Origin of the sequence: Clostridium sp. AF27-2AA (assembly GCF_003478505.1) — a bacterium.
Taxonomy (GTDB): domain Bacteria; phylum Bacillota; class Clostridia; order Lachnospirales; family Lachnospiraceae; genus Brotaphodocola.
Map to the genome: position 1 here is coordinate 85428 of NZ_QUFI01000014.1, position 7294 is coordinate 92721.

6 protein-coding genes are annotated in these 7294 nt (G+C 51.2%); all 6 read right to left on the reverse strand.

Features of this window, described 5'->3' with window-relative positions; translation table 11 throughout:
- Positions 1 to 29: 29 nt before the first annotated feature.
- The 6 genes from DWY84_RS09770 to DWY84_RS09795 are packed head-to-tail and all read right to left on the reverse strand — an operon-like array spanning position 30 to position 6934.
- Complete coding sequence (locus DWY84_RS09770) at positions 30 to 1193, reverse strand: CD1107 family mobile element protein (protein ID WP_118532784.1); 1164 nt, start codon at positions 1191 to 1193, stop codon at positions 30 to 32.
- Positions 1190 to 1441 (reverse strand): DUF4315 family protein, encoded by a 252-nt coding sequence (locus DWY84_RS09775; RefSeq protein WP_002576399.1) that lies wholly within the window; start codon positions 1439 to 1441, stop codon positions 1190 to 1192. Before DWY84_RS09775 ends, DWY84_RS09770 begins: the two co-directional genes overlap by 4 nt.
- Positions 1442 to 1476: 35 nt before the next feature.
- A complete protein-coding gene (locus DWY84_RS09780) occupies positions 1477 to 3246 on the reverse strand; it encodes a C40 family peptidase (protein ID WP_118532786.1) in 1770 nt (589 codons plus the stop codon).
- A 3-nt stretch (positions 3247 to 3249) separates the two neighbouring features.
- Entirely contained in the window at positions 3250 to 5637 is a 2388-nt protein-coding gene (locus DWY84_RS09785; protein WP_118532796.1) for a VirB4-like conjugal transfer ATPase, CD1110 family, read from the reverse strand.
- 19 nt (positions 5638 to 5656) lie between these two features.
- Complete coding sequence (locus tag DWY84_RS09790) at positions 5657 to 6049, reverse strand: PrgI family protein (protein ID WP_002576402.1); 393 nt, start codon at positions 6047 to 6049, stop codon at positions 5657 to 5659.
- An 18-nt stretch (positions 6050 to 6067) separates the two neighbouring features.
- Positions 6068 to 6934, reverse strand: a complete 867-nt coding sequence (locus DWY84_RS09795; RefSeq protein WP_002576403.1) for a VirB6/TrbL-like conjugal transfer protein, CD1112 family — start codon at positions 6932 to 6934, stop codon at positions 6068 to 6070.
- Between the last annotated feature and the right edge of the window lie 360 nt (positions 6935 to 7294).

Below are 7294 nucleotides of genomic sequence, written 5' to 3' on the forward strand. Positions count from 1 at the left end.
AGCCGCCCCACAGGTCAACGCTGTCTTAATCAGACAGGTTCATCATCCGATTCCGCTTCGTAATCCTCGTTGACATCCACTTCTTCGTCCTCGTCACCGTCATCCTCCGGCAGCTGGAGCGTATCTTCATCCTCATCGTGATAATCCGCATCCGGGTCCGGCTGATTTTTCTTGGACGCAGGCTTTACGCCCTTCATCTTGATATAGAGATAACCGCCGACACCGGCTGCACCGATCACAAACAGAAGCAGCATAATCATCGGAAGCGGAGACGATTTCTTCTGCTCGCTCTCTGTTTTCTGCTCTTCCGGTGCCGGTTCCGTCTCCTGCGGCTTTTCGGTTTCCGCAGGTTCCGTGACTTCCGGCTCCTTCTCCCGATACTTGGCAGCTTCCTCTTCATCCATCAGCGCAAGCAGATCGGCCTCGTCCACCATGTTCAGGAAATGCACATTCTGGTTGCCGTCTTTATCGCGGTCGATGATCAGATAAAAGGTGTTGCCCGCCTTTGTCACCAGCGTAATGAACTGCTGGCTGGATTTATCTTCTTCCTCACCGATATCGTCCACCAGCGTCATATTTCCTTCCGGAGTCAAAGCTGCACTGGATTTCGTCTCATCCTCGGATGACATTCCACTCTGCATCAGATCCAGAAACAGCTTCAGCGCATCTTCACTGAACATGCTGCTGTCTTTTGCAGAATCCGTGACATTCAGGTACTTTCCATGTGCATACCCGGTTTTGCCGTTGAAGTTTACCTTATACCAGTCACCGCATTTTTCGACAATCTCCACCGTATCGCCGGAATGCAGATATCCGATAATCTCCTGATCCATGCCGGGACCGGAACGAAAATGCAGACTGGTGATCCCCGGCACCACCGTACCAGTCTGCTTTTGGGACTTTTCGCTGCCGATATTGTATTCTTTGCCGCCCACCGTAACGATTAGGTTCCCATCCGCATCCGTAGAAACCTCATAGCCATCCGGCAGCACCTGCATATCCGGGTCGATTTCGATGCTGTCGGTATTATCCGTTTTCCCTGCATTTGCGCTTCCTGCTGCATCCGCTTCCTGCGCAGCGGTACTGACAGATGTGTTCATCTGCACATCATCGCCCGTATAGGCAAACGCAGTAGTCACAAAGGTTCCTGCCACCATCACGCTGGCAAGCAGCATTGCCATCATCTTTTTCATTCCACATCCTCCGTTTCTTTCTCGTCCAGTTTCATGTTTTCCGGGTTTGGAACCGCAGCCTGCGCCATCTGAATGATGACTGCCAGCTGTTCCGGGGTCAGGCTCTGGGCATGTACCATTTCACAGATTTCGCTGTTTTCCTGTTCGTGGTACTTTCTGTCCCATTCCTTTCTGCGCTCCTCCCACTCATCGCGTTTTCTGCGGGCTTTCTCCCGCTCCGCAGCAATCTTTTCCAGTTTCAAGCTCATATCGTTTCCTTTCCGGACGAATAAACGCCCTGTTTTTATCGAATTCTTCCCATACAGTAGTAATGCTGCCGCCAGTAGTTCGTCTCAATGGAAGCATAGGAAATTGGGTTGCCGCAGTGAATCATCATCCCGTTGCCGACATAAATGCCCACATGGGATGCGCCACTGGTGTTGTAGGTTTTCTGGAAGAAGATCAGGTCTCCGGGCTTTGCCTCACTCTTCGGGATAATGTCGCATTTTCCCATCAGACCGTTGGCCGTCTGCCTGCCTACATTCCAGCCATTGCCGCAGTGGTTGATGACCCAGCTTACAAAACCGGAGCAGTCAAAACTGGTACTCGGCGAGCTGCCGCCCCAAACATAGGGATAACCGAGATATTTCTCTGCTTCGGTAATCATCTTCCGGAATTTTTCATCCGTCAGAGCTTCGCCCGGAATGTCGTAATCCTGGTATTCTCCGCTGGAACCCGCGCCATCCGGCGTTGCAAAGGCGATGCCTGCAAACAGGTCATCCCGATTGCCCCGGCACTCCAGTGTGACTTCGTATCGTTGCAGCTGGTCATCTGTAAGGCCGGAATTTCTTGCAACATAGTCAACGCCCCGATTGAGCAGTGTTACATTGAGGATTTTATACTCATACTGTACCGTCACCTGATAGGTGTAGGTGTGTCCGGTTCCGGTGATTGGATTGTAGCGATAGCCCACACGGGTTTCTTTCCTTGTCCGGATTTCCACCTTTTCCTCCAACTTCAGCTCATACTGCGCTTCAAAAATACTCTGGAGCCGCGCCTGCACCTGGCTTCTCGTATAGTTTTCAAATTCTACGGTCAGCAGAGATGCAAGCTCATAGGGATTGTGACCAATCTCTGCCAGATTGTAGCGATACTCGTCATAGCCCGGATGGTCGGTTTCAATGCGGTCGATTTGTTTGCGAAGTTTATCTTCCAGCTTGGTATAATCCGTCTCCACGCTTTTCAAATCTTCATCTTCTGCCGTGTAGGAAGTCCCCAGCACCACATTGCCGCCGCCATTGATCAAGACGGAGCATGACGAAACCGACCCGGCAATCACCAAAACAAGCAGTCCCACGGCTGCGATACCGATGATGATATGCGAGTGGCTCTGCACAAACTGAAATGCCTTTTCCGTTATACTGACAGTACCCTGTGCAGCTTTGGCTGTGCCAGATGCTGTGTTCTCCGCAGCGGCCGCACCTGCCTTCGCAGCGGCATACTCTTTTTTGATGGCCTGCTTCTGCCGCCATCGGGAAAAGAGATTGGAACCAGCCTGCGGATCAGACTTCATGCGTTCCGCAAAGATGGAATCTACGGCATCTTTATTTGCCTTTTTCTCCAACCGCTCCAGCTTTTTGTACTGCCGCAACTTTCGACCATATTGGAACCTGGAACCAGCACGGGCTGCACCTTCCGCTGAACCTTCGGTAAAATGCGCTGCCTCCACACCGGAATTATTATCTTGGTCGGCATTGCGCACACTCTGATGTGCTTTGGCTGAAAGTGCATCTGCCGCAAGATTTCCCGGTTTCTTTGGCTTTCCGCCCTTTTTCCCGGAAGCCGCTGCATTCTTCTTTGCCTTTACCTCCTGCTCCGATTTCAGCTTCTTACTGCGCATCTTAGCAAGATCGGCCTCGTGACAAATCTGCCTTCTGTGTTCCGCTTTTTTCTTGCTGCTGTCTCCCGGACTGCTATCAGCGGTTTTGTTTCTGGAATCGCGAAGGGTGTTCTCCGCACCCTCGCGCTCCTGCCGCAGCTTGTCTCCGAGATTCGGATTTTTCTTGCCAGCCATCGCTTACACCTCCTTCGCTTCCTGCACTTCGGTTAATTTTGTCGTCATAATCCGGTACAGTTCCAGATCGGTCGGGAAACGATCAACGAACGGCAAAATCACATTTCCATAAAACAGCAGTCCTTCACCTTCACCGGAGTGGGTCACATAGGACAGCTGGTGTGGGCTGATATTCAGCTGATCCGCCAGAATTTGACGGTCACCGGCTGCCTGATTCAACATATAAATGAAGTCGCTGTTCTCAAAAATGTTTGTCACTTCGCGGGAAGAAAGCAGATCTTTTACGTTCTGAGTGATGCCGGTGGGAATACCGCCCCATTTACGGAATCGCTTCCAGATTTCCACGCTGTAGGCCGCTGTCTGCTCTTCTTTCAAAAGCAGATGGAACTCGTCCATATAGTAGCGGGTGGCTTTACCGGCATTACGGTTAGCGGTCACACGCCCCCAGACCTGATCCTGCACCACCAGCATACCGATCTTTTTCAGCTGCTTGCCCAGCTCCTTGATGTCATAGCAGACCAGCCGGTTATTGATATCTACATTGGTGCGGTGGTTAAACAGGTTCAGAGAACCGGTCACATAAATTTCCAGTGCTGTTGCCACATGGTGTGCTTCCTTTTCATCCTGCCGGAGCAGAGCTTCGTACAAGTCCTGCAACACCGGCATATTCTCCGGCACCGGGTTCTCAAAATAGGTCTGGTAAATCTGATGAACACAGCGGTCGATGACCGTCTTTTCTACCGGCTGCAAGCCTTCTTTGCCGCCCACGATCAGCTCACACAGGGACAGGATGAAATCTGCTTTCAGGGCAATCGGATTATCCTCTTCCGAATAGTTCGCATTGATGTCCATCGGGTTGATATACTGCGTGCTGGAAGGACTGATTTTAATGACCTGCCCCTCAAATTTCTGCACCAGTGCCGTGTACTCGGCTTCCGGATCGCACACGATTACATCGTCATCCGTCACCAGAAACGCATTGGCGATTTCTCTCTTGGCAGAGAAAGATTTACCGGAACCGGGAGTACCCAGAATCAGCCCGTTGGGGTTCTTGAGCTTTTTCCGGTCAACCATAATCAGGTTGTTGGACAACGCATTCAGCCCATAATACAGAGCCTCTTTCCCGGTCTGAAACAGTTCCTGGGTGGTAAACGGCACGAAAATCGCCGTGCTGCTGGTAGTCATGCTGCGCTGAATCTCAATCAGGTTCTGTGCCAGCGGCAGGCAGCTCATCAGCCCCTGCTCCTGCTGGAAATCCAGACGGCGCAGGTTGCAGTTGTACTTCTGTGCAATGCTGGAAGCCTGAAACACGTTGGTCTCCAGCTCCTGCTCCGTCTCGCCGGTGTTCATCACCAGAAAGGTCAGCAGGAACATACGCTCATTCTGGCTCTGCAATTCCTTCAGCAGTGCCTTTGCGTCCTTACCGTAAGTTGCCAAATCTGACGGAATGATGTCCATATCGTATCCGGAACGGACAGCTTTCTTCTGTTCCTCAATCTTGGAACGATCCAGCTCCGTAATGGTGTGCTTGATGGATTTGATTGCTTTATTCTGGTCTACCGACTGAATGTGCATAGTCACGATCTGGCTGGATTCCATATCCAGAAAATCCTTCAGCAGCTGATCCGACAGGTCGGAAGCCGTGATCTGGAGATAGGACATGGAGCCATACATCCCGCCCATCTGAAAAATACGGTTCTTCGGAAAGGCAAAACCGGTCGGTGCAATAAAGTCCTTTACCGACAGCCCGCTCTCCGGCAACCACTTCCAATCGAAATTGAATCGGTCATGGTCACCCATGTGGAACATATCGTGCATCAGATGAAGCCGTTCCTTGCCGTTCAGCAATTTTGCCCGGACACCCAAGCGTTTGAAGTTGTTCATCAGGTCGATCTCGATGTGAATGAGCCTCGGCTTTGCCTGTTTCATGGATTCCGCCTCAATGCCAAACGTCAGGTACTTCGTCTTGGTCAGGCCGTTGTTGCCCTGGGCAAGCTGGCGGCGCAGCATGGTGCTGTACTCCGTGCGCACCGGATTGAAATGATCCTTCTGGTACGGGATACGCACCATCTTCTCAAAATTCGAGGCATCCGTAGCCATATTCATAAAAGAAAGCTCAAAGCGGATGCTGGAATCAAAGAAGTTCAGGAAGCTGCACCATTCCTCAAAGATAGCCGTCTGATCCTCCTGCTGTGCCAGCTGGTAATTGATGTCCTGAAACTGAATGGTTTTGGTGTAGTAGTTGTCCGTCACACGGCAGATACCATCCGGGAACATCCGCTGAAAGGGAATGCTATCCTGAGCTGAGTGCGGAACCGTGCTGTCACTCCTTGCACGGTCAATCACCGTCTGCACCTGTTTTTGCTCTGCGGCTGACAGATGGGACGGCATTCGGATGTCATCCTGCTTTTTATTCTTCGCTGTCAGCTTTTCGAGAATTTTGAACAATGCGATTTACCTCCATTTCCACGTCTGCCTGCTGAACCAGCAGTGCATAGTAATTTTTCGTTTTGTAAGGCCGAGTTTTCGGCCTCTTGAACTTCGCCTCATAGAAATGCTTTGCCACCACTTCCAGCGGCTGACCGTCTTTCTCGTACATGGCAAGAAAGAAGAGCGGCAGCATCACTGCCATCATGCCAAGTGCAGCAAGGCTCAGATTTCCGCTGGATTTGAGCAAAAAGAAAACCGGAACGCCAATCAGCGCACCGGCTCCGAAGCAGAGAATCTGCCGTTTGGTCAGGTTCATAAAGACCTTAGTTTTGACCTTTGAAAGGTCTCGCGGCACAGAAATATAAGATGCCATGAATCATTCCTCCTCTCCTTAGTGCGCTGCAAACACGGACTTCGCGAGGCTCCCCGTCTTAAATAGGGTAAATGCCAGCAAAACCGTATAGCCCATAACGCCCCAAATGCTGCTGATGATGTTATCCGAAAAGGACAGGTTCTGAATCAGAACTGCATAGATGCCCACACAGATCATGATAAGAAAGCCCTGAAATCCCAGTGCAAACAGGGAGCGCAGATAGTTTTGACCGGTATGGCTCTGCTCATGGTTTCCAAAGGTTGCGAACGGAATCGGTGCAAGGCTCACCATGAGATATATTTCCACCATTCGGCCATACACGATGACAAAGATGATTGCCGACAACGCCAGCATCGTGACCTGAACCACAAAGGTCTGCAAATACAGTCCCAGAAGCGGTCCTAAGTCCATCCCTTCCAGCGTGGCCTGCATTGCTGTCAGGGTCGCATCGCTGACGGACGTACTGCCGGAAATCAGACCGCCGCTTCGGGAGATCACTTGCTGCGCTACATCAAAGACAGCCATCGTGATATTGAATGTGTTCGAGATCAGGGTCACTGCCAGAAAGGTCTTAAAGACCCATTTGAAAAATGTCCATGTCTCGAAATTTGCCAGATTGTTATGCTCAATGAGCATCTGGATCAGCTCATAACAGGCGATGAAAGTCAGCACCATTCCGGCAATGGGCAGGATCACGGATTCTGAGATGTTGCGGATCATAGAAAAGACCGCAGGTGAAAAGTTCGCCGGTGTGGTTCCCACATCGCCTGCGATCTGTCCAACCTGCTGGTTGACCGAATCGAACATCCCTGAAAGATTTCCCATGATACCGCTGATGATCATGCTCTTGAGCCAATCTGTGATCTGTTCAAGGATACTCTGCATGAGCCGCCTCCTTCCTTACGCAAACACGCCGAACAGCTTCGCCATACGGGACAGAAGCATGAACAGCTGTGAGAAAAGAGACAGTGCCGATGCAGTTGTAGTAAGAAACGCCATAGATTTGTCCTCCTGTAACTTGTCCGGCCTATCAGCCGGTGCGATTCTAAACTGCGGTTCTGCGTCATACTTCCAACATGTGCACCTGCCGGAGAGCGCAGAAAATAGCCAGCTGCGGAGATTGCCTGCACCTGACTATGTAACAGGCAGCTTTCGCCGCCCGGTCGGAATCTTCGCTCCGACAGCTTTCGCTTAACCGAACAGACCAGAAAGCAGCGGCACCAGAGTCGTGCCGATCAGTGCCAC

Excerpts from the sequence above, each read along its gene's own strand:
- DWY84_RS09770 (WP_118532784.1), bottom strand. The coding sequence starts at position 1,193 with ATGAAAAAGATGATGGCAATGCTGCTTGCCAGCGTGATGGTGGCAGGA.
- DWY84_RS09775 (WP_002576399.1), bottom strand. The coding sequence starts at position 1,441 with ATGAGCTTGAAACTGGAAAAGATTGCTGCGGAGCGGGAGAAAGCCCGC.
- DWY84_RS09780 (WP_118532786.1), bottom strand. The coding sequence starts at position 3,246 with ATGGCTGGCAAGAAAAATCCGAATCTCGGAGACAAGCTGCGGCAGGAG.
- DWY84_RS09785 (WP_118532796.1), bottom strand. The coding sequence starts at position 5,637 with ATGCCGTCCCATCTGTCAGCCGCAGAGCAAAAACAGGTGCAGACGGTG.
- DWY84_RS09790 (WP_002576402.1), bottom strand. The coding sequence starts at position 6,049 with ATGGCATCTTATATTTCTGTGCCGCGAGACCTTTCAAAGGTCAAAACT.
- DWY84_RS09795 (WP_002576403.1), bottom strand. The coding sequence starts at position 6,934 with ATGCAGAGTATCCTTGAACAGATCACAGATTGGCTCAAGAGCATGATC.